Source organism: Rhodococcoides corynebacterioides NBRC 14404, assembly GCF_001894765.1.
GTDB lineage: Bacteria > Actinomycetota > Actinomycetes > Mycobacteriales > Mycobacteriaceae > Rhodococcoides > Rhodococcoides corynebacterioides.
In genome coordinates this window covers 42,183-63,719 of the sequence record NZ_BCWV01000003.1, presented here as the reverse complement: position 1 = coordinate 63,719, position 21,537 = coordinate 42,183, and the positions used below count along the sequence as shown (strand labels likewise).

The window sequence follows — 21,537 nt, the reverse complement described above, 5'->3', positions numbered from 1 at the left end:
GGTCAAGAACTCAGGTCGTCGCAACGCCGACGGATGACACGGGCCATCCGCGCTGCTGTCTTGTCGTCGAAGCCGATCGCGCCGAGACCGTCCACAGCGGCACGAACCCCGTGTACGACGTCGTCGAGAACCCTTCCCGTTGCTTTGGCAGGAATGGAGTGCCGGGCCGCACCGTCCAGGACGTGCCGACGATTCCATCGGTTGTTGCGCCCGTAGAAGGTCAGGGCCATCGGGTCGTCCCACCCCATGTAAGGCTGCGTGCACAGAAGGTCGTAGGCAGGAGTGACTTCCCAGTGCCCGCGAGGGTGTCGGCGAACGGAGTAGTTCTTACCGTGCAGATCGCCGTTTCCGATGGCGTACGAGTAGACGGTCAGTCTCAGCAAGTCGAGCGTGGCCGCGCGAGCGGAACCGCCGCCGCGCTCGACGACGGACGACAACGAGTCGAACACCGTCTCGCTCTTCATTCGATACTTCGCCGAGGGATACAGGGCGTTGATCTGGCATGCGTCTTCCTGCGCCAGCGCGGAATCTCCGTCCCGGTCGAATCTCTGGACGAGCAGTCCGGTGACTCCGCGGTCGTCGGTGATCATCTGGGTCCGCGGAACGGTCACCCCGCACGTCTCGGCGACCGCCATGAAGAAGTGTTCGTTCTCGACCAAGTGCGGAAACCTGTTGGGAGGAGCGAGTTTCAGGATCGCTGCGCCGCGCGTGGTCGACACGGGGGACGTGTGCATCTGGGCCGACACTTTGCCCTGCACCCCCGGCAGGCTCACTCGATCGACGGTGACGGACTCGGGCCCGGACAATTTGTCGAAGAGCGCGCGAAGGTCGGGGACGCGATCACTGGGGTCGACGGTGCTGCTCCGCAGGTGTGGACGGGTCGCCTGCGGCACGACCCGAACGTCGCCGATGGTGTCGGAACCGACCGCCAGGAGGATCGTGAGGTGATCGTCCTCGGAGGTTTTCGTTCCGGCGACGATGCCGGACAGGCGAATCCCTTCGGGGAGAAGGCCGGCGAAGAACGGGGGCACACTGCCTGCACTCGCACTCAGCTGAGTCATCGTTTTCGGGATGGTCCACGCTACGGCGTCCGTGTTCGGGTCGTCTCGGTAGGCGTCGTCGTACGAGAACACGACGTCGTCGCCCGATCGTGCCAAGGTGCCGGCAAGGACGTCGCCCTTGTAGACGTCGGCGCTGGCAACGTGCCGGAGGTCGACCTGCACGGTCATGGGTTCCGGCCGTCGACGACAGTGCCGGCGCGCGTCATGAGGACCAGGTCGCACCCCAACGCGTCGGCAATGGCTTGGACACCGTCGATCTGGGCGGAGTCCTTGCCACCCTCCACAGCCTGAACGGTCGACCGGCCGACCCCGGCCAGCAGGGCGAGTTCCGATTGAGTCAATCCGAGCTGGTGTCGACGAGCGACGAACGAGCGCGCAAGCGGTCCGTTGTCCGGGCGTCGCGATCGACGGGGTGTCGCCATGGGTCCCCCTGTGCTTGCGTTCGGAAGCGTTGGAAGGACAGTACGGCGTCGATCTCTGTCATTCAAGGCTTAAGCTTGCTGACGCAAGCATGGAGTGAATTCTCGGTAGCCCGAGTTGGAGTAGTCGTCGTTGAGCTTGCGTTCGCAGGCTCCGGTGTCGTGGGGTGTCAGTACTCGTCCGGGCGCGCCCACGCGATCACGACGAGGTGCCGCAACACGTCGAGGTCGATCTGATCGAGCGACATGACGTACACGCAGCCCGCTCCTTCGGTGTACGTACCCAGCGACGGGAGTAGAGCAGCCCCGTCGGGAAGGTCCTTCAGCCCGTAGAGCGAAAGCTGCGCCTTTCGTGGCGAGAACGCAACCCGCGGCCAGATGCCACGCGTCCGCGGGTTCGCCGGTGAGGCGTAGCGGTAGCTGCCGTACCCGACCATCGACGGTCCCCACATGACCGGGTCGGTGCCGGTCACCTCGCGGAACAGGTCGGCCAGCCGCAGGCCGTCATCCCGTCGGCGAGCAGGGGTCGCCGCAGCAAGGAAGTCGGCAACACTGGCATCGGTCGGCTGGGTCTTCATCTCGGCCACGGACGCATCATCACACGAGGGAGAACGGCGTCGGCATCTGTTTGAGCGGGTGCCAGCGTGCCGTCGCTTTTCCAACAGCTCGCAGTCGGGTAGCCGCGAGTATGACCATTCCAGCCGCCCCCGAGGTCTTCGTCTTCGACGTGGTCGGAACCCTGGCCGACCTACAGCCCGTGGAGGACCGCATGCAGGCCCGCGGACTCCTCGCCGGCTCGCTCGATCCGTGGTTCCGCCACATGCTGCGCGACGCGATGGCCCTCACGTTGGCGGGCGACTACCTCCCGTTCGCGGAGGTCGCCGCGTCCGCGTTGCGCAGCCACACCTGCGGCGCACTGTCCGACGACGACGTCGAGTCGATCCTGGGCGGCTTCTCCGAGACTCGACCCCACCCCGACGCCGTGCCCGCCGTCGACGCCGCGCTGGAGAGCGGAGCGCGGGTGATCGCGCTGTCCAACGGCGCGGCGTCGTCGACCGACGGTTTCCTGGATCGGGCGGGCATCCGTGACCGGGTGGAGCAGGTCCTGTCGATCGACGACGTCCGCGCCTGGAAGCCGTCGCCCGCGCCCTATCGATTGGCCGTCGAGAGGGCCGGGGTGCCGGCGTCGTCGATGGCCATGATCGCCGTCCACAGCTGGGATCTGCACGGCGCCGGTCGGGTCGGCATGCGCACCGGGTGGTGTTCGCGCGAGGAGGGCGTGCTGACGCCGGCGTTCGCACGCCCGGACGTCGTCGCCGACAGGCTCGACGACGTCGTCCGGAAGCTGACGACGCCCAGCGTCACCAGCGAGTGACGGCGTCCCCGATCCACCGCGCCGATCCGTCCATCGCCGTTGCATGAATGCGATGCTGCGGCCGAACGGGTTGCGGTAGGCCGACTACGACTGTCTCCACCATCGCGGAGCGGGGCCCGCCGCTCTCTCTCGCTCGCGCCGTGGTTGCATGGACTCGACACGGGGTGCCGGGCAGCCGGCTGAGAACACACCCGTCGAACCTGACCGGGTCATGCCGGCGGAGGGATGTCGAGATGGCGACAGCGATCGCTGATCAGGTGGTGCTCGTGACCGGTGGCGCTCGCGGCCTGGGTGCGTCGATCAGTCGGGCGTTCTTGGCCCAGGGCGCCCGCGTTGTCGTGAACTACCGTCGCAGCGCGGAGTCGGCGCAGGCGTTCGTGACCGAGTTCGGACGTGAACGGGCGTTCGCTGTCCGGGCCGACGTCACCGTCGAATCCGACGTCGTCGACATGATCGAGGCGGCACGGGACCACTTCGACGCACCGGTCACGACCGTCGTCAACAACGCTCTCGTCGACTTCGTGTTCGACGGTGATGCGCGCGCCTCGGTGGACACCATCGCGTGGGACGCGTTCGATCAGCAGTTCAGGGGTTCCGTCCGCGGCGCGCTCAACACGACCAAGGCCGTGTTGGCAGGCATGAAGGAGGCAGGGTTCGGTCGAATCGTCACCATCGGAACGAATCTCGTGCAGAACCCCGTCGTCCCGTATCACGATTACACGGCTGCGAAGGCGGCTCTGTTGGCACTCACGCGCACGCTCTCAGCCGATCTCGGTCCCGACGGAATCACCGTCAACATGGTGTCCGGCGGCCTTCTGCGAACGACGGACGCCAGCGCCGCCACCCCCTCTGCCGTGTTCGACATGATCGCCGAGAGCACCCCGCTGCGCCGGGTGACGACGCCGGCCGAGTTCGCCGACGCCGTCTTGTTCTTCGCTTCCCCCTGGGCGCGGGCAGTGACCGGGCAGAACCTCGTCGTGGACGGCGGGTTGGTCAAGGACTGACGCCGTGGCCCGATCTGCGACACGATGGGCGCGGCTCTACTGGCAGCGCTGTCCCAGCGAGGAATTGCACTGACGGAGGTTCCGCTGAACGCGACGGTTCGGTCCGTTTCCGTGCGAGAGTGGTCGCGTGATGTTCAGGACGCCGGCGGCCAGCGCCGATCGTTGGGTGGTGGTCGACGTCGAGACGTCCGGCCTGAAGGCACACCGGGACCGTGTCCTCAGCGTTGCAGCGATCACGCTGGACGACGACGGCAGAGTCGGTCAGGAACTGTCCACCCTGATCGACCCGGGGTGCGATCCCGGTCCTGTTCACATCCACGGTCTGACGAGGGAGCGTCTGCGTGGAGCGCCGCGTTTCGACGAGGTGGCGCCGCACCTGATGACCCTGCTCGCCGGCCGCACCTTGGTGGCGCACAACGCCAGTTTCGATCACGGGTTCCTCCACCGTGAACACCTCCGTGCCAAGGTGACGATGCCGACGGAACACCGGCTGTGCACCCTCGCCCTGTCCCGTCGTCTGCAGCCCGACCTCGAGAATCACACGCTGTCCACGCTGGCGCGGCGGTGGAAGGTTCGGCAGTCTCGGGCCCACGACGCGTACGACGACGCACGCGTACTTGCCCAGATCTTCACGCACAGTGCGCGATTGGCGCGCTCGCTCGATCTCCCGCTACCCGTGGTCGCCTGCACCGAACGCATATCGGTCTACCCCGACTCCATTCCGCGCACTCCAAGCCCGTGGAGGAACCCCGGCCCGTTGGACCCAGCGGTCGGCCTGGTGCAGGGCATGCGCGTGGTCATCAGTGGCGACACCCGTGTTCCGCGTCTCCGACTCGCCGAACAACTCACCGCGGCTGGTCTCGACGTGATGAATTCGGTCAGTCGCTACACCAGTGTCGTGGTCTGTTCGGATCCGTCGTCGGACAGCGTCAAGGTGCGTCGAGCCCGTGAACACGGGCTCCCGGTGGTCTCCGAGGAGCAAATCTTCGATTTGATCAGCACAATTCGGCCGGGAACGCCGAAGGCGGAGCGGACACCGGTGGTCGTCGCTCCACCGAAGCCGGCGCCCGTCGTCGGTCCGTGGGCAGACCGCCGCGTCCTGGTGATGGGCGGTACGCACGGTGAGGCCGTCGTGATGCGCTCGCGTCTCGTACAGCTCGGCGCGCGGCCTGCCGTCAATCTCCATGCGAGCGTCTCGGCGGTGTTGATCCTCGACGGCGGTGACGGGGACCCCAGAATGCCACGCGTCGTCGAGCGGGGTCTGACGGTTCTCGCTGCCGAGGATGTCGACCGCGCCCTGAACCTGGACGTCCCCTCCGCGTCACCGCTGACCCCGCGCGCGTCCGAGACGACTGGTGCGCCACAGCTTTCACGCGGGGCCGTCATCGACCTCGACGCGTCGACGACCGCATTCACCATCGACGCCTCATGGAACGCGTCGGGTCCGACACTGCCGGTCGACGTGGTGGCGTTCCTGCTCACCCGCGACGACGTGGTGTCCGAGGACGAGGACTTCGTGTTCTACAACGCCCCCGCAACCTCCGATGGTGCCGTCGCTCTGACGGTCGACGGCGATTGCGAGCAGGGAGTGCGTCTCGACCTCGGGCTCGTACCCGACGACATCGAGCGCATTGTGGTCGCCGCCGCGGTCGACGGCGAGAACACGTTCGGCGACGTCGGTGCGGTGTCCCTGTCGGTCGCGGGTCCCGAAAGATCGATTGCCACAGCCGTTCTCGATGCGGCGACCACGGAGCGGACCCTGCTGCTCACGGAGGTGTACCGCCGGGGGACCGGGTGGCGCCTCCGCGCGATCGGACAGGGTTACGACGACGGCTTGGGCGCGTTGGCCGTCCGGTACGGCGTGGAGGTCGACGACTGATCGGTCGAAGCCGGGTGCACCGGGGTCACCACTGCGGGATGACGTCCAGAATCCACACGACACCGAACTTGTCGACCAGCTTGCCGTACAGCGGTGAGAAGCCGACCGGGCCCAGCGGCACCAGGACCGTTGCCCCGGCAGACAATCCAGTGAACGCCGCGGTGATGACGCCGGCATCGGGGCTGCGCAGCGCGCTGTAGAACGCGTTCTCGCCGGGGTGATACTCGAGCGAGTCCTGAATGTCGTACGCCATGATGCGGAACCCGTCGGGCGTGCTCACTTCGCCCCACGCCACCTGGTCGGCCTGGTTCGGACCCTGGCCCGACGGGGTGTCGCCGTACGGAAAGGCCGTCAGCTCGCCGCCGAACACCGACTGGTAGAACTCGAGCGCCTCGCGGGCGTTGCCGCGGAGGTTGACGTGCAGCGCGCTGATGATGGTCATGGTGAGTCCTTGCTGTCGTCGTTCCGGCCTAGGTGGCCGCTGCAGACCACGTTCTCAGCGATATAGGTCAAATCCTGTCCTAGTGGTGCGCGATAGTGGGACGTATGTCGGAACCGTCGTCGCGAATGCTCGCCTTGCTCTCGCTCCTGCAGCTGCGTCGGGAGTGGTCGGGGACCGTGCTGGCCGACCGCCTCGGCGTCACCCCGCGCACCATTCGGCGCGATGTCGACCGGCTCCGTGAGCTCGGCTATTCGGTGTCGGCGGTGCGGGGCTCCGAGGGCGGGTACCGACTCGACGCGGGCGACGCGGTGCCGCCCCTGTTGCTCGACGACGAGCAGGTGATCGCCTTGACGGTCGCACTGCAGATGGTCCCGGCGATGGGTGTCGACGTCGGTGACGCCGCCGAGCGCGCCCTGGCCACGTTGCGACGGGTCATGCCCGACCGGGTACGACGCCGCATCGACGCCGTCGAGTTCGCCTCGATGCCGACGACGGTCCAGTCCGTCGATGCAGAGGTCCTCCGGGTGATGGGCGAGGCGGTACGGGCGCGGGAGTTGGTGCGCTTCGATTACGTTGTCGACGACCTTGTCTCTTCGATGGGACCGCCCCGCCGGGTGGAACCGCACGGCGTCGTCGGGGCCGGGTCGCGTTGGTACGTGGTCGGTTTCGATCTCGATCGGGACGGCTGGCGTCTGTTCCGCGTCGACCGCGTTCGGCCCAAGATGCGCACCGGCGTGATGTTCACGGCGCGCGACGTTCCCGGTGGGTCCGCAGCGGAATTCGTCCGTCGCCATTTCCGCGGGACCACATCCGGCGAATGGGCGTGTACAGGAGAGGCGACGGTCGCCCTGCCCGCGTCGGCCGTCGCGCCGTTCGTCGGTGACGGCGCCGTCGAGAGCCTGGACGACGACCGCTGCCGCGTCCGGCTCGGCGCGTGGTCCTGGGCCGGGGTGGCGGCGTCGATGCTGCGGTTCGACGCCGCGTTGTCCGACGTCGAACCCCCCGAGCTGGTCGACGCGATGCGGACGATGGCCGGCCGCTTGGCCGACACCGTCTCGTCGTAACCCGAGCGCCAATGCCGACATCTTGCTACCGTCCGAAACAGACCAACTGGACATCGAATTGGGTGGGATTGATGAACATGAACGGGAAACGAACGGGCGCAGTACGACTGGCAACCGTGGTCGCCGCCATCGCCGCGATGGTGTGGGGATCGGCGGGAACGGCTGCAGCCACTGAATACCGGCCGTACACCATGATTCCCGGCCACACCTACACGCTGGGCGAGTTCAACGGTATCCAGTGCGCCGGCCAGCTGACCAGCGGCATTCAGACGCCCGACTACCGACCCGGTGTAGCGCTGTTCGGGACCACGTTCTTCCCGTTCTTCACTGCGCCGTGTGCGGTTGAGCTGCAGGTGAATTGGCACAACCTGGACACGGGCGAACGCGGAACGGCAACGTCACGCGTGGTGACGTTCACGCGATCGTCGTTCCAACCGTCGGAGTCGACGGGGGACTTCTTCGAGATCGCCACCAAGCCGGGCCGAGTGGTGTTCACCGTCAACACCGGGTCGCTGCATCATGTGGCCGCCCCGGCGGTCGAGGTCCGAGTCTTGGGCTGACCGGCCGTAACGCGGTCCAGCGCCGGGACGATGGATTCACGACGGCTCCGCCGTCCGGGTCGACGCGGAATCCATGAAAGTGGGCTTGTATGCGCATGTTTCGATGTGTCGTGATTGTCGCCGGTGCGTCCCTCGCGCTCGCGGGATGTGGCAACGGGGCCGAGAGCGACTCGACGTCAGCGGTGTCCGCGTCAGCGGCCGCCCCGTCCAGTTCAGCGGTGGCGAGCCCTCCCGCGTCGAGTCCGTCCGTCGAGGTGCCCGCGTCCGGCGGAGCGTCGGGTTCGACGTCGCCGTCGACAGCGACGGAGGCGGCGACGACGCCGGCCCGGCCGGGCTCCGCCGAGGTGCCCGTCGATCCGGCAGGGTTCCGCAACACCGGTGGGGCGGGGGAGGGGTACTTCCTGACCTCGCCGAGCGGGAACGTGTCGTGCGGACTGTTCCCGAACGGGTCGACTGCCGGGTTCGTCGGATGTCAGGCGGTGACGAGCGTGCCGCCGGACTCCGGTCCGACGTGCAGCAACGCGGACAACGACAAGTACGCCGTGCGCGTGGAACCCACTGGTGCGGTGCATTTTTGCACGACGCAGGGCATCTACACCGCGCAGAACGCGCCCGTGTTGAAGTACGGCCAAATCCTCACCGTCGGTGACGCCAGCTGCGTGTCACGAGAGGAGGGCATCTCGTGCCTCCTCGCGAACTCGAACGCATTCGTGCTCTCGCGGGACGCGAATCAAACCTACTGAGCTTGCGCCGCCGTACGCTCGGCCCATGACGCCGACAATTGCTGTCACGGGTTCCACCGGCGCTGTCGGGGGTGCGGTAGCGGCACTCCTCGCGGACTCCGGAACGCCGATTCGATTGCTGGTTCGTGACGTGGGGCGGGCGCCGGTGATACCGAACAGCGCTGTCGCGCAGTGTTCGTACGACGACGCAGATGCATCGATGCGGGCATTGCGCGGTGTCGACGTGCTGTTCATGGTGTCCGGGGCGGAGAGTGCGACCCGACTCGGCGAGCACCGAACGTTCGTCGACGCCGCGGCCGCGGCAGGGGTAACGCACGTGGTGTACACGTCGTTCTTCGGCGCGGCCCCGGACGCGACGTTCACGTTGGCGCGGGACCACTTTCACACCGAACAGCACGTCGCAGCGTCGGGGATGGACCATACGTTTCTGCGTGACAACTTCTACGCCGACGTGATGGAGCACTTCGCCGGCGAGGACGGTGTGATTCGTGGGCCGGCCGGCGACGGTCGGGTCTCGCTGGTGGCCCGAGCGGACGTGGCACGGGTGGCCGCGGTGGTGCTGACCGACCCCGCGTCGCACGCCGGCAGGTCCTACGACCTCACCGGACCCGAGGCGTTGTCCATGGCCGAGGTGGCCGCCGCGATCGCCGAGGTGCGGGGGCGGGCGGTGACGTTCCACGACGAGACGCTCGACGAGGCGTACGCGTCGCGTGCACGGTGGAACGTGCCGGACTGGCAGAACGACGCGTGGGTGTCGACGTACACCGCCATCGCGTCGGGGGAGCTGAGCCGGGTGAGCGAGGACGTGGAGCGGGTGACGGGGCGGCGGGCGATGACGTTGCGCGAGGTGCTGCGCGCGGGCTGATGTCCGCTCGCGTAGATCGGCGGAACCGACGGGTGCCGTGCTGCGTCCTACCCCTCGGGGGTGAGGCGAGATGCTCGTCGATGTTGACGTCGAGGCCATGCAGGCCGTCAGTCGTACCGTTCTCATCGAGGCGGAACGACTCACCGCGGTGCCCGCAGCGCGCGCCGCGGTCGCGTTGCCGGGCGCGGCCACCGCAGCGGCGATGGCAAGGGCGGACAAGCGTCTGTCGTCCGCGATCAAGGCACTAGCCGCCGGCGTCACAGCGACGGCCCGGTCGGTGGCGGCATCCGCGGTCGGTTACGACGCCGTGGACTCAGCGAATGCGGCCCGACTCGGTGGGGTCACGAATGGCGGTCTCTGAGGCTCTTCTCGACAGAGAGGCCGTGACGACCTGGGAGCCGGCGGCGATGCTGACCGACGCGACCGGGATCGCCGACGTCGCGCTCTCCGTGGAGTTCCGTGGCGCGGTCTTCGACACCGGTCTGGGCCAACTGCGAGGTTCCTGGAGCGGCGAGGCCGGTGATGCCGCAGTTCGCAGCCTGCAGCGGCACGTCGATGCTGCTCGGCAGCTCTCTCGTGGAGCTCGTGCGCTCGAACGCGCGGTCAGAGACGGCGAGGCGCTCCTCGACCACGCGCGGACGCAACTCCTGGACGCCGTTCTGGCCGCGGAGGCAGCTGGCTGCACGGTCAGTTCCGATTGGTCGGTGGCTGGTCCACCCGACGCTCTCGAGGTGCACGCCGCGATGGTCTCGTCACGGCTGCGGGTCTTGATCGCCGCGGACGAGGCGGTCGCTCGATCGATCGACGATGCGTCGCGGACCTTGGGCGATACTCGTGCGCGGACCTTCTTGCCGGTCGCGATCGGTCTCGCGTGGGCTGTGGACGCGGCCGTGAGTGCCATGATCGCGGCGGGGGTTCTGTCGGCCGGAGCAATCGCATTCGCGTTGGTCGACAGGTTCGGGGTCGATGCGTGGGAGACGATCCGCGAGGCCATTCCGGACACGTTCTTCGAGGACGCCGGCCCGGTGGACGCCGAGGGTGTCAAGGATGTGCTGCGTGACGATACTGAAGCAGGTCGCCGGTCCCCCAACCGGCAGGTAGCGAATGAAGGCGACCTGCGTGAGGTGTTAGCCCGCATCACCTCTGACGCCAAGCGCGTCGACGCGGGCACCGACCAGAAAATTCTGGAGAGTTACGTCCTACCCGACGGCACGCAAATACGCTTGCGCGCCGAAAGTAAGTCCGGCGGCTCCGCAATCGATATCAAGACGCCGACCGAAAGGATCAAGGTGCACATCCGATGATGAACGTGAGTCTCGAGTTCCGTCTGCTCTACGACCTGGATGACGACTGGGCAGACTTTCACACGTTCTACGTGATCGGCCGCAAGTTCCTGGGGCCGACTATGACGAATGTCGATGTTGCCGGCCTCATCCGCCAACTCGCTGACTCGGGTTTGATCGAACTGGGATCGCTGGCCGACAACGAGGTCGGTTGGGAGAGATGGGACGTCAGTCTCGACGAGGCGATGAGACGGATTGCCGAGGGCTATCGCGGCGAGGTGGGATATGACGGGGCAGACGCCAATGCGTTGATGGGAACCGAAGTGGTCCGAGCCAACCTGACCCGAAAGGGGGAACTGCGACTCGCGGAGCTGGAAGCCCGCGGGATGACATACGGGAGCACGGTGGGGTCGTTCGAGACGCGCGATCGCAAGGATGGAGACGACGAATGATCGATCAACGTCTGGAGCACTTCTTGCTGTACGAGCTCGACGACGATTGGATGCCCCTCGCCGCATTCGTCGGAACCGTGAGACAAGTTACTCCGCAAGATTGCTCGATCGAGCGCGTGGCCGCGATCATCGAGGATTTCATACGCAAGCAGTGGATGATTCCTGGCGGTTGGTCGAAGGACACAGGAACATGGGAGCCGTGGTGCGTCCCGGTGGAGGAGGCCATGGCTCGGATCGCGGAGGGTTACGACGGGCTGGCCGGGTATGTCGGGGCCAATGAGGAGGAACTGGCAACGACGGAGGTTTTCCGCGGCGAGATCACTGAAGTGGGCCGGCGTCGACTCGACGAATTGGGGTCACCCTACGAGAAGTACGGCGACCCGTGGGAATCGATTCGCTCGCACAGAGCAGAGGGGGACTTCCCGCCGTGGGTACCGTGAAGAGTTGCCCCGAAACGCCGGTTTGCATCGAACATCGAGCTCGGGTATCAAAAATTGACAATCTGAGGGCTGCCCAGTGACCCATTTGCGGCTCGAGAATTTCCTCTTATCATCCCTGGCCGAGGACTGGATGTCGTTGGGAGATTTTCTCTTCTTCGCCACGCGAATTACACCTCGGGTGTCGACTGCGGCCGACGTCGCAGAGGTCGTTCGAGATCTGGCAACACGTGGGTTGATCGAGCTGGGCGGCTGGTCCGACGACGGCCGTTTCGAGGTGTGGGACGTGTCCGTCGACGAGGCGCTCCACCGCATTGCGCACGGGTTCCAGGGGGAGGCCGGGTATCTGAACGGGGATACAGGGGTCCCCGGCCGAACCGAAGTGTTCAGGGCGAACCTGACCGCGCTGGGGGAGGAGCGACTGTCCGAACCCGGGGACCCGTACGACAAATACGGTGACCCCTGGTCCGAGGTCCCGCATCTGCGCATCGCTCATACAGTGCCGCCGTGGCGCGAAGCCGACGACCGTCCGTGATGTCGGACCAATCCTCTACGTTCCGTGCACCTAGACGCGCCGCAGCCCAGGAGTCACGATGACCGGCCTTTCGAACTCGCTCGTCTCTGTTCTGCTTCACCACTCGGGGTCGACGTCGTCGACCGTCGATGCCACGTACGGCGGCTTCAGCCGCTTCGCCCAGGCAGAGCGCCGTCGATCGAGCTCGACCATCGTCGAACTCGCGCAGCTCGACGACCCTGACGAGCCGGACTACGGGCCGGGTCACCTCGAGATGGACTACGAGGCGGGATCGCTCGGCGGGGGCGGACTCTCGAGGCTTCTGGGGCCTCCGCCCAGGCCGGCCACGTTGTGCGACGAATTGGGCAACTGGGTCACTGCGGTGGATGCGCTTCACGCGATACTGCCTGCGGGGGCCGCGGCCGGGGGCGGTCACCGTTGTGGTTCTGACGGCCGGGCATGCCGTTGCTGGCCGTCAATGGTCGCTTGACGACGTGCGCCGACTCATCGAGCGGCAGGAAGCAAAGTTCGGCTGGGACTTCGTCCTTCTGGGCGCCAACATGGACGCGGTCGAGACGGGGGCGAAGATGGGCTTCGCCCGATGCACGTCACTCACGTTCGACGCGTCGTCTGCGGGTATCGATTCGGCATTCTCCGCTGTGTCGCACAATCAGATGCGAAAGCAGGAGGCTGGTACACCAGGAATCGCGGGGTTCTCCGACGAGAATCGTCGGCGCGCGTGTCGACGCTTCGGTGCCGTGTCGAGGCGACGTCGCTGAACAGCGAGGTCGCGTCAGCGTGCCGCCGGGGATCGAGACAGGTGCCGGCCCCGATTGATCGCGGTCGGCAGCCGTGGCGCGGACCAACGACTACGTGCTCACGAGCTACTCGACCAGTCCGCACCGAAAGGCCACGAGTGCGGCTCCGACTCGGTTGGACACCTGGAGCTTGTGATTCACCGCCGCCAGGTGGGACTTGACCGTCGTCTCCGACATGAACAACCGCTGCGCGATGTCGGCATTCGTGGCACCGGACGCCATGACGGTCAGCACTTCCCGCTCGCGATCCGTCAGCGAGTCCAGAGCGACCGTCGGTCGCTGCGACGGCGAGTGCCGAACGATGCGGCGTAACGAGTCCTCGGAGAAGAGGGTGTTGCCGGCCGCCACGGCCCGGACCGATTGGTGATAGGTCTCGGGCGGCTCGGATTTGCTGAGGAAGCTGTGGGCGCCGGCTTTGACGGCTTCCACCACCAGGTCGTCGACATCCATCGCCGTCATCGCGACGACCTTCGGCGGCTCCGGCATCGTCATCAATGTCCGCGTGGCGTCGAGCCCACCGACACGTCCCATCATCAGGTCCATCAGCACCACGTGCGGGCGCGTTGCCGCCACAGCAGCTGGGACCTCGTCGCCGTCGGACACCGATCCCACGACCACGATGTCCGTGGTCGCCGCAAAGATGTCTGTCATTCCTCGCCGCACGAAGGCGTCGTCGTCGACAACGAGAACGGAAATAGGCGCTTCGGAACCCATGATGCGTCGACCGTAGCGAACGTCACCGACACGGCCGACCCATTGGATCTAGAGATTCCGTCGTGGACGACGAGTCGAACTGAGCCGGGTCACGAGTACCAGGGCAACCATGCCGACAGGACGAACTCCCCACCGTGGACATCCCACCGCACCCATCCACCGGCGGTGTGCGCTTGTTCGGCCAGACCGAGCAGTCCGCTCCGCGATCCCGGCCCTGGACTCCCGGACGTCGCCGGGTTTCGCACGATCAGGCTGATGCCGTCGGTGTCGGCACCGCTGACAGTGATCTGCAGCGGCGAACCGGGTGCGTGCTTTTGGCTGTTGGTGAGGGCCTCTTGGACGATGCGATACGCGGTGTGACTGGTCAGGTCACCGACGGTCCCCGGGTAGATGTCCTGGATCAAGGTCACCCGGCATCCCGCCGAACGCGCTGCGTCGACCAGGTCGCCGATACCCGCAAGGCTCCGCCGACCGGCGTCGGCGCCACCGGTCTCCGATCCACGGAGAACGCCGATGATGCGTTTGAGCTCGTCCAGGGAGTCGTGCGCAGTGGCACGGATCAGCGCCGAGGTGTTCGAGATCTTCTCCGGTCCGTCCGCACTTCCGACTTGTAATCCGCCGGCGAGCAGCGAGATCCGGCTGAGGCCGGCTGCGAGCGTGTCGTGCATGTCGCGCGCGATGCGCGCACGCTCCTGCTGAATCAGCATGTCTTCGTGCAGACGCCGAGACTGCGCGGTTGCTTCGTTCCTCGACCGAACCGCAACGTCGAGGTCGGACTTCGTTCTGCGGAGTTGCGAGAGGCCCACGACCACGGCGACGAGCACCGCGGCGACGAGCAGCGGTAGCCACCACGGGAGCGACCAGGTCGGAGGGGGCTGACCCTCGATCTGCTTCACGCCGAGGGTCAGCACCGAATAGTCACGTCGTCGGGACGCGTCGTAGGTCAGCGAGACTGCGCACGCCAGGTACACGGCCACCGCCGCGCCGACCAGGCGACGACCAGCCGCTCTGGCACCGACTGCGTACAACGTGATGAGCGCCGCCGTGGCATCGGTCGCGAAGAACAGCGGCCCGGCAACCGACATGGCCAGGACGATCCAGGGCTTGTCGTGCCGCCAGACCAGCGCCACCGCCGCCGCGACGTTGAGGACGAACCCCAGCCCCGCGTTCCATGCGGGGGTTCCGGATATGCCGGCCAAGCCCACCGTCATGATCGTGCAGGACAGGCTGAGCGTCACCGCGCCGATGGTCCAGGCGCGACGCCTAACCGTGGCTGCAGTCGTGGTCACGTCGCCGACGTTACGGGGATCGTCCGACACGGTCGTCCGTTCTTCGGTCGCGGAATCCGCCCGAAAGGACGAGAAGGGTCGACCGGTTCGACGAGGTGGAGGACGGGCCGGGTGCGGTGTGCTCGTCGAGAAGCATCGACCGGTGCTCGACGTGCCGAAAGGAACCACCGTGACTCATCCTCCGCAGAACCCGTACCCGCAGCCCCAGCCGCAGCAGCCGCCCGCCAAGAAGAATTGGTTCCTGCGCCACAAGATCCTCACCGTCCTCGGCGCGCTCATCGTGATCGGCGTCGTCGTCAACCTGGCCGGCGGTGGCGGTGAGAGCGGGTCGGGCGGTGGTGTCGACACCACGACCTCTCAGGCTGCGCCGAACGCCGAGGCGCCCGCGGAGGGCGGTCAGGCACCGGGGATCGGGGCCGCGGTACGGGACGGCAAGTTCGAGTTCGTGGTCCAGAACGTCGAACGCGGTGTCACGTCGGTGGGGGACCAATTCACGTCTCAGACGCCGCAGGGTGAGTACGTGCTGGTCACGGCGAATGTCGCTAATATCGGCAACGAGCAGCAGTTGTTCGACACCACGTCGCAGAAGTTGCTCGACGCGCAGGGGCGCGAGTACTCGACCGACACCGTGGCCACGGTGACCGAGGATCCGAATCTCGGCTTCTCGCAGATCAATCCGGGGAACTCGCTGGTCGCAACCCTGGTGTTCGACATCCCGACCGGGGTCTCTCCGTCGGAGATCGAGCTGCACGATTCCCTGTTCTCGGGTGGCGTCACCGTCGCTCTCGGGTGACCAGGGATTCGATGTCGGACCCATCCTCTACAGTCCCCGCATTCGATCGCACCGCGTGTCAGGAGCCCTCATGACCGATCCGTCCCTCTCCCTCGTGGCCGCCCTCCTCGATCGCTCCGGGTCGATGGCGTCGATCGCCGACGACACCCGCGGCGGTTTCGACAGCTTCATCCAGTCCGAGCGCGGACACGACGGCTCGACGGTGGTCACGCTCGCGCAGTTCGACGACCGATACGAGATGGTCTACGAGTCGAAACCGATCGACGAAGTGGGCGGGCTCGAACTGCTGCCGCGGGGGATGACGGCGCTGTACGACGCGGTGGGCACCTTCGTCACCGAGGTCGGGGCGGCACTCGCGGCGCTGCCGGAGGAGCGGCGACCGGGATCGGTCACGGTGCTCGTCATGACGGACGGCCACGAGAACTCCAGTCGCGAGTGGTCGCATCAGAAGGTGCGCGCTTTGATCGAGCAGCAGGAATCGCAGTACGGGTGGGATTTCGTGTTCCTGGGCGCCAACATGGACGCGGTCGAAACCGGGGCGCAGATGGGCTTCACGAGGGACAAGTCGCTCACCTATGCCGCGTCGTCCGAAGGGGTGAACGCGGCCTTCTCTGCGGTGTCCGGTTACCAGGATCGGAAGCGGACGTACGGGATGCGCAAGGCCGCAGGGTTTTCCGACGACGATCGGCGTCGGGCGGGTCGGTGACACAGAGACGCCGGCCCAACGGTGACCGACCACATGATCACGACAAATCGACCGTAAGGTCGGTCTGCGGTGCCGAGACCGGCTATGTTCTCGATCGGTGTGAGGGAGGATTTGCGATGTGGTGTGGAGACGCGCGCCTGGCGAGGTGGTCGGCCGACAACGGCTTCGGAGTCGAGCGGGAGTACAGCCGTGACCGGCTCGACGAGCTGACGCCGAAAACCAGTGGCCTGTACATCTTCGAAGCCAAGAATCACGAGGCGTACATCGGCATCTCCACCGACCTGCGTGCGCGGCTGGGGCAGCATTCCCGGCTCCACGGTGACATTCGAGCTTTCCGAGTGCGCGAGATGGCCGGCAACCCGATGGAACTGCGGACCGTCGAGCGAATGCTGGTGCACGACGCCCAGAAGAACAGTTTCATCCTGCGCAATCGCGAACACGCCATGACCTTGACCGGCGAGAGCGTCTTCGATGACGTGGTGGCTCCGACGGAGCAATCCGCGTGGTTGCGAGATCCGGCCGGCGTCAACGCGGCGGATTTGTCGTCACCGCCTCCGTACGACAGCAACCACCTGGCTGCTCATGCATCATCGTTCGCACGCTTGCAACAGCATCCCCGCAGCAATGAGGTTATTGATGCAGTTGGCGCCTACCTGCGCGCCTGTGTTCCCGTCCCGGTTCGGACCGAGGGCACCTTCTGGACGATCAGCTGCTATCCGGGCTCCTCTCGGGCACGCCTGACGTGCATCTCCATGGCGATGCTCGAGACGTTCTATGTGTGGTCCCCACCAGACGAGGACCGGCTCGAAATCCGACTGTTCGTCGACGGAAGTCGGATACCGAAGAGCCGGTTGACGCTCGACAGGACCTGGCGAAAACTCGCCCAGGGGGTGAAGCTGGGCCCGCGTGCGCACAGGTCTGCGGGAGTGCATGAACGGGTCATCGTGATCGATGACGTATCGAGGATGACGGCGGCACTCGAGATAGCCGGCGTTGCGGACGCGGCGGCTCACCACGCTCTTGCCGTGATGCGGAAGCGGCAGTCCGGCTACAAGCCTTCGCACTGCCCCCAACTCGCGGCGGCGGTGTCCGTGTCGGCGGACCATCGCAATATCTCTCCCGTTCCGGCGCAGGTGGCCGTCGAGAGGCCGACTGCAGACGTCATTCTCGACGATGGACTCGAAGACACTGTCGCTGACGTGGTGCCTAACGTCGGTGCCGACGCAGTTGACAGTTCCCAACAGCAGACGAAAGTGGACAAGTTCCTCCGACTCGATTCGGATGGAACCGTGCTGCGCTGGCTCGGCGAATTCATCGAATCGGCTGTCCCGGACTCCTTCACGGACGCCGGAGTGAACTGGGGCGTGACATGCCTGCCGTCGACGAAGTCGGGGCCCGGTTCGCAGCGGCTATTCACGGTGAATGTGGGTGCGATGGAGGTGGCGTACGTTCGTGCTGCTACCAAGCCCGCGGGGGAGAACCCGACCGTCACTGTGGTTGTGTCACGTTCCGCGCTCGAGGCGGACTCCGGGTTGTCGATCGACGAATTGGCGCAAAAGTATCCCTCGGTCAGCTTCACGACCCACGGTTATGTAGCCGCGGCGGGTGACGACATCTCGCTGACCTGGCCATTGGGGGGCGTGGGCGACGTGCCGTGGCGGTTTGCGTCGGGCGTTCTGGTCGATGCACTTCGAGGCTCTCGATCACCCTACGGGCGTTACCATTCTCCGGCTTTGCACAAGGAATCTATAGCGGCCCTGGGGTAGAGGTCGGCGGATGAGGGCGCGGGCCGTTCGATGTGTTCTGCTGCGGTTGAACACAATCCCATGAGCGAAAAACCGATCACTGATGTGACGAGATGGCACCCTCGTCCTATGCCTCGCGTTCCGGAGAGTCCCCCCGCGCTCGTGAACGGCGCTGAGAAAATCGTTTACGAAGCGCTCGTCGACCAGCTCGGCGAGCACGACATCGTTCTGTCGAACCGACGGTCACCGACCACCACAAGGACTACGAGATCGACTTCGTCGTCCACCTCGACGGTCTCGGTGTCGTGTGTGTGGAGGTCAAGGGCGGACAGGTCTCGCACAACGGCTCGACCTGGGTGCAGACGCGTCAAGGCACGGACCACGCGATCGACCCTGTCGCACAGGTGCGAGATGCGAAGTACGCGCTCCGGACCTACGTGGAGGACGACCCACGATGGACGCTGGGCAAGGGATTCCCGTGGACCCACGTTGTCGTCCTGCCGAACACCGAACTGGACCAGGACTTCTCGCTCCCCGACTGCCCACGGTGGAGCGTCGTCGATCGGGCCGGGCTGTCTCAGCTCGGGCACTCGCTGCGTGCCATCCTGCGACACAAGTCGGACGGCACCCTCGATCCACGGTCCGGTGAACAATTGCTGGCGGTGCTCGGTGGGCGAGGGTTGCCGCAGAAGGACGTCCTCTCGCGAGCCATCGCGAACGAGGACGCCGCGGAGACGTTGACCGCGCAGCAAGCGGTCATCCTGCAGGCCACCAGGCTGCTGAAGCGTGTCGAGATTCGTGGCGGCGCCGGCAGCGGGAAGACGTTTCTCGCGCTCGAGCAGACCCGCCGCCTGCAGAAGGACGGGAAGCGCGTTGCGCTCCTGTGCTACTCGCACGGCCTGGCGTCATATCTCAAGCGGCTGACCGGGACGTGGCCGCGCAAGGAACGACCCGCGTACGTCGGTGAATTCCACGCATTGGGCATGCAGTGGGGCGCGGCGACGGGCCCCGACGAGTCGGTCCGGACCGCCGAGAGCGTGAAGTTCTGGGAGGAGGACCTGCCTGCCCAGATGGCCGACTTGGCCGCCGCTCTCGCCCCGGGCCACAAATTCGACGCCGTGGTCGTCGACGAGGCACAGGATTTCGCCGACGCGTGGTGGAGTCCTGTGGTCGAATCCCTCCGGAGTGCAGAGGACGGCTCCATCTACCTCTTCAGCGACGAGGCGCAGCGAGTGTTCGACCGGCACGGCACTCCGCCGTTGGACCTCGTGCCGATTGTCCTCGATCAGAACATCCGGAACACCAAGCAGATCGCGACGTGCTTCGGTCCGCTTGCCGGACAGCGCATGCGACTGCTGGGTGGGGACGGACCCGCGGTGACGATGGTGGCGTGCTCGGCGGCGGAGGCGCTGGACCACGCGGACGACCAGATCGACGTGTTGTTGGAGTCGGGATGGCGAGAGCAGGATGTCGCGCTGCTGACGACCGGTACTCGGCACCCCGAGCAGGTTTCGCGGCAGGCAGAGGGGCAGGCCGCGTACTGGGACAGCTTCTGGGACCACGACCAGGTGTTCTACGGTCACGTTCTCGGGTTCAAGGGCTTGGAACGGCGAGCGGTCGTGCTCGCGGTGAACGAGTCCGGCGGGCGGGATCGGTCACGGGAGCGTCTGTATGTCGGACTGTCGAGGGCGCGAGACCAGTTGGTGGTGTGCGGGGATCCGGACTACATCCGCGACGTCGGTGGGGCGGAGTTGGCTGTGCGACTAGGGATCTGAGGCCGCACGACGTAGCAGAACTCGCCGCCGCATGGGTGCGCCGCGAATCAGCTCGAATCTCAGCCGTCGACCGTCAGTCCGTGACAGGCTCGTTGCATGACCGACTATGTCTACGGTGATGTCGATGGTGCGCTGGTCTTCATACCGAAGGCTCGCGCCGAACATCTTTCGATTCTGCGGTCGGATTTCGCGACCTGGGGCGATGCAAAGCGGAATCTGAGTCCGGACACCTGGGCCGGCGTCGTCGAGCAATTCGACGCGGGCGAGGCCGATGTGCCTGCAGACGACGAGGCCTACGATCTCGATGCCGTTCCGGGCCATGCCGATGGCGACTGGCCGGCGTGGCCTGCCCGCGACATGCTTCGGGACGTGCCGGCGTCGGTGCGTGAGAAGTTCGGCCGGGTGGAAGACAGCGTGCACAACGGCTCGTACCTGCACCTCGATGCCGCCGACGAACACGAGGTTCTCGAGGCACTCCGACCCTATGGCTGGACATGCACCCGTGACGACGCCATGGTGAACCGAGCAAGCGGGTACTGACAGGACCGGCTCTCCGGAGCGACGACAAAGGGGGTGGGCTCGACAATGGCCAGGGTTCCGCAAATCACGGTGGACGACAACGAAGTTCTCGACCAGTTGCACAAGGCGGGCGACGCTGTCGGTCACAAGACGCTGCAGCAGCGGTGCAAGTTCAGCGATAACCGCTACGACGCGTCGCGAAAGAATCTGACCGCAAAGAAGCTGGTAGTCAGCGTGGCCGGCGGGCGAGGGTCGCTGAAACTGACCGACGAAGGCCGGGCGCTCGCATCCGCGAAGGTGAAGGAATCGCTCCTGTACGCGCCGTTGTGCGACGTTCCCGTCGAGGACTGGAAAGAGACGCTGGGACTCGTTCCCATCGCGGTCGACAACACCGCCATGCAAGGTGGTCGACTTACTGGTGGTCGATGGACGCGCCCGGACCTGGTCACCGTCGGTCTTGCGACTTTCGAGTTCGTTCCGCAACTGTCGATGGACGTCTCCAGTATCGAAGTGAAGTCGTTCGTGTCGATCGACATCGCCGCGGTGTACGAGGCCTTGGCTCACCGCCGCGCCGCAACGCGCGCGTGGGTATTCTTCTACGTACCACCACATCTCGAAACGGCGACCGAAGCGCAGGTATTCGAGGTGTGCGCCGTCGCCGGGGAGAACGGTGTCGGAGTCGTCACGTTCGGTGATCCGCGCGACGCCAAGACCTGGCGGGTCAAGCAACGTGCATCACGCGTGACCACCGATCCGGCCCTGCTCAACGACTTCATTTCGGTGCAGATGAGCGACGGAGCGAAAGACACGATTAGGGCCCGAGTTGCCGAGATCAAGAACCCGGCGCCATCCGACGACGTGACCGCGTCGATCATTGCGACGTGAACCGACCGACCTCCCGGTAGCGTCGGGGTGCGACTGCCCGAACAGACGAACGGAGACCGTTGGACACGCTGGATGGGCTTGCTGTGCTCAGGTCGCTGGAGTCGAGTGTCAAGGCGCTTCGCGCGTCCGCGGTCAACGCTCCGGCTTCGCAGCCGACGGTCCTCGCCGATCTCGCCGATGCGTACGGGGAACTCC

24 protein-coding genes, 1 pseudogene and 1 riboswitch are annotated in these 21,537 nt (G+C 66.1%); of the genes and pseudogenes, 19 read left to right on the top strand and 6 right to left on the bottom strand.

Annotated elements, in window-relative coordinates:
- Positions 1 to 2: 2 nt before the first annotated feature.
- The 3 genes from RC2_RS05750 to RC2_RS05740 all read right to left on the bottom strand — a co-directional run bounded on the left by RC2_RS05750 (position 3) and on the right by RC2_RS05740 (position 2,058).
- Positions 3 to 1,223, bottom strand: a complete 1,221-nt coding sequence (locus tag RC2_RS05750) for a type II toxin-antitoxin system HipA family toxin (RefSeq protein ID WP_371829120.1) — start codon at positions 1,221 to 1,223, stop codon at positions 3 to 5.
- Between the two features lie 2 nt (positions 1,224 to 1,225).
- On the bottom strand, positions 1,226 to 1,483 hold the full coding sequence (locus tag RC2_RS05745; RefSeq protein WP_068150606.1) for a helix-turn-helix domain-containing protein: 258 nt from the start codon (positions 1,481 to 1,483) through the stop codon (positions 1,226 to 1,228).
- A 167-nt stretch (positions 1,484 to 1,650) separates the two neighbouring features.
- Positions 1,651 to 2,058, bottom strand: coding sequence for a DUF1801 domain-containing protein (locus tag RC2_RS05740; protein WP_068150630.1), 408 nt, complete (start codon positions 2,056 to 2,058; stop codon positions 1,651 to 1,653).
- 110 nt (positions 2,059 to 2,168) lie between these two features.
- On the opposite strand from RC2_RS05740, the gene RC2_RS05735 reads away from it, so the two are divergent.
- From RC2_RS05735 to RC2_RS05725, 3 genes are all read left to right on the top strand, one after another.
- Positions 2,169 to 2,855: a haloacid dehalogenase type II gene (locus RC2_RS05735; protein WP_068150604.1), complete on the top strand. Its 687-nt coding sequence runs from the start codon at positions 2,169 to 2,171 to the stop codon at positions 2,853 to 2,855.
- Positions 2,856 to 3,005: 150 nt separating this feature from the next.
- Positions 3,006 to 3,098, top strand: a riboswitch (TPP riboswitch).
- Positions 3,089 to 3,859 (top strand): 3-oxoacyl-ACP reductase, encoded by a 771-nt coding sequence (locus tag RC2_RS05730; RefSeq protein ID WP_068150626.1) that lies wholly within the window; start codon positions 3,089 to 3,091, stop codon positions 3,857 to 3,859. (Overlaps the previous riboswitch by 10 nt.)
- A 130-nt stretch (positions 3,860 to 3,989) precedes the next feature.
- Positions 3,990 to 5,738: a TerD family protein gene (locus RC2_RS05725; protein WP_068150602.1), complete on the top strand. Its 1,749-nt coding sequence runs from the start codon at positions 3,990 to 3,992 to the stop codon at positions 5,736 to 5,738.
- 25 nt (positions 5,739 to 5,763) lie between these two features.
- Here RC2_RS05725 and RC2_RS05720 read toward each other — a convergent pair whose 3' ends face one another.
- Complete coding sequence (locus RC2_RS05720) at positions 5,764 to 6,180, bottom strand: glyoxalase/bleomycin resistance/extradiol dioxygenase family protein (protein WP_068150599.1); 417 nt, start codon at positions 6,178 to 6,180, stop codon at positions 5,764 to 5,766.
- Positions 6,181 to 6,284: 104 nt separating this feature from the next.
- On the opposite strand from RC2_RS05720, the gene RC2_RS05715 reads away from it, so the two are divergent.
- From RC2_RS05715 to RC2_RS05670, 10 genes are all read left to right on the top strand, one after another.
- The gene (locus tag RC2_RS05715; protein ID WP_068150596.1) at positions 6,285 to 7,244 is read left to right on the top strand and encodes a helix-turn-helix transcriptional regulator; all 960 of its coding nucleotides are present in this window, start codon (positions 6,285 to 6,287) and stop codon (positions 7,242 to 7,244) included.
- A gap of 77 nt (positions 7,245 to 7,321) precedes the next feature.
- The gene (locus RC2_RS05710) at positions 7,322 to 7,804 is read left to right on the top strand and encodes a hypothetical protein (protein ID WP_139277296.1); all 483 of its coding nucleotides are present in this window, start codon (positions 7,322 to 7,324) and stop codon (positions 7,802 to 7,804) included.
- 218 nt (positions 7,805 to 8,022) lie between these two features.
- A complete protein-coding gene (locus tag RC2_RS05705) occupies positions 8,023 to 8,547 on the top strand; it encodes a hypothetical protein (RefSeq protein WP_139277295.1) in 525 nt (174 codons plus the stop codon).
- A 25-nt stretch (positions 8,548 to 8,572) separates the two neighbouring features.
- Positions 8,573 to 9,412 (top strand): SDR family oxidoreductase, encoded by an 840-nt coding sequence (locus tag RC2_RS05700; protein ID WP_068150590.1) that lies wholly within the window; start codon positions 8,573 to 8,575, stop codon positions 9,410 to 9,412.
- A gap of 70 nt (positions 9,413 to 9,482) precedes the next feature.
- A complete protein-coding gene (locus tag RC2_RS05695; protein ID WP_068150587.1) occupies positions 9,483 to 9,773 on the top strand; it encodes a hypothetical protein in 291 nt (96 codons plus the stop codon).
- A gap of 22 nt (positions 9,774 to 9,795) precedes the next feature.
- On the top strand, positions 9,796 to 10,716 hold the full coding sequence (locus RC2_RS05690) for a hypothetical protein (RefSeq protein WP_139277294.1): 921 nt from the start codon (positions 9,796 to 9,798) through the stop codon (positions 10,714 to 10,716).
- Between the two features lie 5 nt (positions 10,717 to 10,721).
- Positions 10,722 to 11,147 carry a hypothetical protein gene (locus RC2_RS05685; protein WP_139277293.1) on the top strand — a complete coding sequence of 142 codons (426 nt, stop codon included), beginning with the start codon at positions 10,722 to 10,724 and terminating at the stop codon, positions 11,145 to 11,147.
- Positions 11,144 to 11,587 (top strand): hypothetical protein, encoded by a 444-nt coding sequence (locus RC2_RS05680; protein WP_068150580.1) that lies wholly within the window; start codon positions 11,144 to 11,146, stop codon positions 11,585 to 11,587. The genes RC2_RS05685 and RC2_RS05680 overlap by 4 nt, the downstream gene beginning before the upstream one ends.
- A 76-nt stretch (positions 11,588 to 11,663) precedes the next feature.
- On the top strand, positions 11,664 to 12,119 hold the full coding sequence (locus RC2_RS05675) for a hypothetical protein (protein ID WP_068150577.1): 456 nt from the start codon (positions 11,664 to 11,666) through the stop codon (positions 12,117 to 12,119).
- A 419-nt stretch (positions 12,120 to 12,538) separates the two neighbouring features.
- The gene (locus tag RC2_RS05670) at positions 12,539 to 12,877 is read left to right on the top strand and encodes a hypothetical protein (RefSeq protein ID WP_139277292.1); all 339 of its coding nucleotides are present in this window, start codon (positions 12,539 to 12,541) and stop codon (positions 12,875 to 12,877) included.
- 105 nt (positions 12,878 to 12,982) lie between these two features.
- Here the strand turns inward: RC2_RS05670 and RC2_RS05665 are convergent, their stop codons facing one another.
- A complete protein-coding gene (locus RC2_RS05665) occupies positions 12,983 to 13,630 on the bottom strand; it encodes a response regulator transcription factor (RefSeq protein ID WP_068150572.1) in 648 nt (215 codons plus the stop codon).
- Between the two features lie 89 nt (positions 13,631 to 13,719).
- The gene (locus RC2_RS05660) at positions 13,720 to 14,919 is read right to left on the bottom strand and encodes a sensor histidine kinase (RefSeq protein ID WP_245810992.1); all 1,200 of its coding nucleotides are present in this window, start codon (positions 14,917 to 14,919) and stop codon (positions 13,720 to 13,722) included.
- Positions 14,920 to 15,088: 169 nt separating this feature from the next.
- On the opposite strand from RC2_RS05660, the gene RC2_RS05655 reads away from it, so the two are divergent.
- The 6 genes and pseudogenes from RC2_RS05655 (at position 15,089) to RC2_RS05630 (ending at position 21,342) form a co-directional block, all read left to right on the top strand.
- A complete protein-coding gene (locus RC2_RS05655; protein ID WP_068150620.1) occupies positions 15,089 to 15,712 on the top strand; it encodes a DUF4352 domain-containing protein in 624 nt (207 codons plus the stop codon).
- Positions 15,713 to 15,782: 70 nt separating this feature from the next.
- Complete coding sequence (locus RC2_RS05650) at positions 15,783 to 16,418, top strand: vWA domain-containing protein (RefSeq protein ID WP_245810991.1); 636 nt, start codon at positions 15,783 to 15,785, stop codon at positions 16,416 to 16,418.
- 116 nt (positions 16,419 to 16,534) lie between these two features.
- A complete protein-coding gene (locus tag RC2_RS05645; RefSeq protein WP_068150569.1) occupies positions 16,535 to 18,184 on the top strand; it encodes a GIY-YIG nuclease family protein in 1,650 nt (549 codons plus the stop codon).
- A gap of 108 nt (positions 18,185 to 18,292) precedes the next feature.
- Positions 18,293 to 19,938, top strand: a pseudogene (locus RC2_RS05640) (nuclease-related domain-containing DEAD/DEAH box helicase).
- Positions 19,939 to 20,034: 96 nt separating this feature from the next.
- The gene (locus RC2_RS05635; protein WP_068150566.1) at positions 20,035 to 20,478 is read left to right on the top strand and encodes a hypothetical protein; all 444 of its coding nucleotides are present in this window, start codon (positions 20,035 to 20,037) and stop codon (positions 20,476 to 20,478) included.
- Positions 20,479 to 20,547: 69 nt separating this feature from the next.
- Positions 20,548 to 21,342 (top strand): hypothetical protein, encoded by a 795-nt coding sequence (locus RC2_RS05630; RefSeq protein ID WP_068150563.1) that lies wholly within the window; start codon positions 20,548 to 20,550, stop codon positions 21,340 to 21,342.
- Positions 21,343 to 21,537 lie beyond the last annotated feature (195 nt).

Coding starts and splice junctions, on each gene's coding strand:
- RC2_RS05735 (WP_068150604.1), top strand. CDS start 2,169: ATGACCATTCCAGCCGCCCCCGAGGTCTTCGTCTTCGACGTGGTCGGA.
- RC2_RS05725 (WP_068150602.1), top strand. CDS start 3,990: ATGTTCAGGACGCCGGCGGCCAGCGCCGATCGTTGGGTGGTGGTCGAC.
- RC2_RS05695 (WP_068150587.1), top strand. CDS start 9,483: ATGCTCGTCGATGTTGACGTCGAGGCCATGCAGGCCGTCAGTCGTACC.
- RC2_RS05710 (WP_139277296.1), top strand. CDS start 7,322: ATGAACGGGAAACGAACGGGCGCAGTACGACTGGCAACCGTGGTCGCC.
- RC2_RS05740 (WP_068150630.1), bottom strand. CDS start 2,058: ATGAAGACCCAGCCGACCGATGCCAGTGTTGCCGACTTCCTTGCTGCG.
- RC2_RS05720 (WP_068150599.1), bottom strand. CDS start 6,180: ATGACCATCATCAGCGCGCTGCACGTCAACCTCCGCGGCAACGCCCGC.
- RC2_RS05635 (WP_068150566.1), top strand. CDS start 20,035: ATGACCGACTATGTCTACGGTGATGTCGATGGTGCGCTGGTCTTCATA.
- RC2_RS05645 (WP_068150569.1), top strand. CDS start 16,535: ATGTGGTGTGGAGACGCGCGCCTGGCGAGGTGGTCGGCCGACAACGGC.
- RC2_RS05715 (WP_068150596.1), top strand. CDS start 6,285: ATGTCGGAACCGTCGTCGCGAATGCTCGCCTTGCTCTCGCTCCTGCAG.
- RC2_RS05665 (WP_068150572.1), bottom strand. CDS start 13,630: ATGGGTTCCGAAGCGCCTATTTCCGTTCTCGTTGTCGACGACGACGCC.
- RC2_RS05650 (WP_245810991.1), top strand. CDS start 15,783: ATGACCGATCCGTCCCTCTCCCTCGTGGCCGCCCTCCTCGATCGCTCC.
- RC2_RS05700 (WP_068150590.1), top strand. CDS start 8,573: ATGACGCCGACAATTGCTGTCACGGGTTCCACCGGCGCTGTCGGGGGT.
- RC2_RS05730 (WP_068150626.1), top strand. CDS start 3,089: ATGGCGACAGCGATCGCTGATCAGGTGGTGCTCGTGACCGGTGGCGCT.
- RC2_RS05745 (WP_068150606.1), bottom strand. CDS start 1,483: ATGGCGACACCCCGTCGATCGCGACGCCCGGACAACGGACCGCTTGCG.
- RC2_RS05680 (WP_068150580.1), top strand. CDS start 11,144: ATGATCGATCAACGTCTGGAGCACTTCTTGCTGTACGAGCTCGACGAC.